Genomic DNA, 2,943 nt, shown 5'->3' with positions numbered 1-2,943 from the left:
ACTGTCGAGCAACTGCAACTCCCCATTCCCCGTCAAATCATGCAACCACAGCCCGATCGGACTGGCCGCACTCAACGAAAACCGATAGAAATCATCCCGATCCCAATCATTGGCGTAATCTCAGTCTTGCTAAGCATAGTAAAATTGCACTATGTTTGATAATCTTTCTAAATTCCTGATCCAGCAATATTCCCAGGATTTTGCAGCCTGGTTGTTGGGAGAACCGATCGCGTTAACTGAACTGCAACCGACCGAACTGTCGATCGAACCGATTCGAGCGGATTCGGTGATTTTATTGAAATCGCAACAGGTGATTGTCCATTGTGAATTTCAAACCAACCCCGATCGAGATTTACCCTTTCGCATGGCAGATTATGCGCTGCGGATTTATCGAAAATATCCCGATCGAACCTTAGTGCAAGTGGTGATTTATCTACGGGAAACGACCTCAGACTGGGTTTACGTGACACAATTTGCAGGTAATCAGTTCCGCCATCAGTTCCAAGTTGTGCGGCTGTGGGAGCAACCACCGGAACCCTTTCTACAACGGCCTGGATTATTGCCCTATGCGGTATTGACCCAAACGAACGATCGAGAAGCAATCTTACGGGAAGTAGCAAGGCGGTTGGATGAGATCGACGATCGGACGGAGCGGAGCAATTTGACCGTAAGCAGTGCCGTGATGGCTGGGTTATCATTGGAGAAGACGGTGATTCAACGAATTCTCAGGAGGGAAGTGATGCGGGAATCGGTGATTTATCAAGAGTGGGAATCGGAACTCAAGGCGGAGGGGAAAGAAGAGGAACGGCGGATCCTGGCGATGAAGATGTTGCAGGAAGGCTTAGCCCTAGAGACGATCGCCCGAATTACCGAATATTCCATAGAACAATTGGAATCCATGCAGGCTCAGATTAATGCAGCCGATCGCTGAAGGAAAGAGTCGATCGAACATTTTTGCAACGAACGATCGCCCGAATTACCAAATATTCCATAGAACAATTGGAATCCATGCAGGCTCAGATTAATGCAGCCGATCGCTAAAGTCAACGGTCGATCGAACATCATGGCAACGAACGATCGCGCGGATTACAGAATATTCCGTAGAGCAACTGGAAGCAATGCAGGCACAAATTGATTGAGTCGATCGCTAAAGGAAAGGGTCGATCGAAGATTTCTCTAATCAGTAGTGATTGATTTCTAGCTGATTGCATGAGACTGGCTTTCACCATTAGTTAACCATTCAACGATCGCATCGTAGAAACTAGCGAGATTACCATCAACGAGGTCTTGGTGAAAAATTAGCACTCCCCCTGCAACCTCCAGGTATTCAATCTCTTCGCAAGCTTGAGCAATGTCAATCACCTGTTCTTTCGTCAATTGAGGCTGAGGAAAGATGTACTGTGTCCACAAAGTTAAATCTTGACGAAAACCATCGGCATCACAATGGTATGCCAAGTAGAAAGTTCTAGGATGGCGTTCATTGTCTAGATTGTGAGCATGAATGGTGGCGACATCTGCTTCGATTAGCACTTCAAGTTGATAAATTACAGCTAAAATGTTGAGCTTGGCGCGTTCTCCGCTCATTGCAGGCGAAAGATAGCCCATGTTACCAAGATCCCAAAACATATCAATCCCACAGGGGTGCCCTGCCCAAGATTTATCACGATTTACGATCTCAATCACGATTCTCCAAGGCTCTTCAACAATTTTACGGACTCTGCGTCCATAGATATTTTCTTCAAGGTATTCATGATAAGAATGAGTTCTCCACCAAGCTTCAAAAGCCACAGGCTGGTTAGTATATTGCTCGACAATGCGGGTGATTTCATCTCTGGGTAGTCCTTTCCCATCTAATTGCTTAAAGGTTATATAGTCACCTTTGAAATAGTGTGGACTTTTCTTAACCTCGACACGAGAGATACGTCCAAAGAGAGGACTCTTCCCAAGGTGGTTGACTAAGTCCAAGAGCCTTTGACTGGGGAGTTTGTCGCTTTTACACCAAACTAGTAATTCTAAATCCCAACCCATACAAAAATCTCCTAACTCTAACGCCCAACTTAATTATCGTGGTATGAACTGAGACCATTTAATCTGCACTGTCTTACCATCAGGTAGTTTATAAGGCTTGCCATCATAGTAAAGAATATTCCCCTTGCCCACACTATACAATTGATCTCTAAAATACCTAAATTTACTAGGGTTTAAGTACAAAACATACTCGGATATATTTTGTTTCATATCAATATTTGGATCTCTAATCAAGGAAATTATGTCCTTGAATTTTCCTAATGCACTGTCAATAGTAACTCCAGTCTCATTTTTCACTTCAACTGCAACAAATGTTCCGTTTCGCTTCTCAATTAAAGCTTCAGGTAATTTTATATCATCCCTATCGATTGGTGGAGTGTTAGGGTCTTTTCTTAAACTAGTAAAGAATTTTGCTATCTTATTCTCGGATAAGAAATGACGCCCATCTTTTTTGGTTGAAATTCTCTCCAAGATATCTACAATTGCATATGCTTCATCATCTTTCGTATTATCTCCATCTGCATGAGCCTTTTTGATCAAACCTAATACATCTTTTCTGCTGGGTGGTAAGGGACTACCACTACCTACTGATGAATCTTTACCGAAGAAAAAATTTAGGCCAGATGAGAGTAGGACAGAAGCGTTAGATAAGGCATTTTCTAATGCTTCCTTCAAAGTTACAGCACCTGAAACTAGTAAAGCGCTACCTGCTGCAATAGCTGGCGCACCACCAAGACAGCCGATGCCTGTAATGCAGAGTGCACCACCACCTGCTACTGCTCCGCCTCCAGCAGTGATCAGGGTAAGCGCATCTCAAACGCTATTGACAACTAGGGGTGGAGTCTTTACCCGAGTCGGGCAACGCAGCGGCTAAGACTTGGAGCATAAACGTGTCATCCATTGCGGCTCGCTTCG

The 2,943-nt window shown here is 44.2% G+C and carries 4 protein-coding genes; 1 reads left to right on the top strand and 3 read right to left on the bottom strand.

What is annotated here, in order from left to right:
• Window positions 1-151 precede the first annotated feature (151 nt).
• Window positions 152-931 (top strand): Rpn family recombination-promoting nuclease/putative transposase, encoded by a 780-nt coding sequence (locus ACN4EG_RS27520; RefSeq protein ID WP_431633480.1) that lies wholly within the window; start codon window positions 152-154, stop codon window positions 929-931.
• Here ACN4EG_RS27520 and ACN4EG_RS27515 read toward each other — a convergent pair.
• The 3 genes from ACN4EG_RS27515 to ACN4EG_RS27505 form a co-directional block, all read right to left on the bottom strand.
• The gene (locus tag ACN4EG_RS27515) at window positions 907-1,065 is read right to left on the bottom strand and encodes a hypothetical protein (protein ID WP_431633479.1); all 159 of its coding nucleotides are present in this window, start codon (window positions 1,063-1,065) and stop codon (window positions 907-909) included. The two genes, ACN4EG_RS27520 and ACN4EG_RS27515, sit on opposite strands and share 25 nt — an antisense overlap.
• Window positions 1,066-1,197: 132 nt before the next feature.
• Window positions 1,198-2,028, bottom strand: coding sequence for a hypothetical protein (locus ACN4EG_RS27510; protein WP_431633478.1), 831 nt, complete (start codon window positions 2,026-2,028; stop codon window positions 1,198-1,200).
• A 33-nt stretch (window positions 2,029-2,061) separates the two neighbouring features.
• Window positions 2,062-2,703 (bottom strand): hypothetical protein, encoded by a 642-nt coding sequence (locus ACN4EG_RS27505; RefSeq protein WP_431633477.1) that lies wholly within the window; start codon window positions 2,701-2,703, stop codon window positions 2,062-2,064.
• Between the last annotated feature and the right edge of the window lie 240 nt (window positions 2,704-2,943).

The sequence above is a fragment of the Alkalinema pantanalense CENA528 genome (genome assembly GCF_050753345.1).
Taxonomy (GTDB): domain Bacteria; phylum Cyanobacteriota; class Cyanobacteriia; order Leptolyngbyales; family Leptolyngbyaceae; genus Alkalinema; species Alkalinema pantanalense.
Note: the sequence above shows the minus strand (reverse complement) of the source record. Positions and strands in the feature narration are given on the sequence as shown.

Coding starts and splice junctions, on each gene's coding strand:
- ACN4EG_RS27520 (WP_431633480.1), top strand. CDS start 152: ATGTTTGATAATCTTTCTAAATTCCTGATCCAGCAATATTCCCAGGAT.
- ACN4EG_RS27515 (WP_431633479.1), bottom strand. CDS start 1,065: ATGATGTTCGATCGACCGTTGACTTTAGCGATCGGCTGCATTAATCTG.
- ACN4EG_RS27510 (WP_431633478.1), bottom strand. CDS start 2,028: ATGGGTTGGGATTTAGAATTACTAGTTTGGTGTAAAAGCGACAAACTC.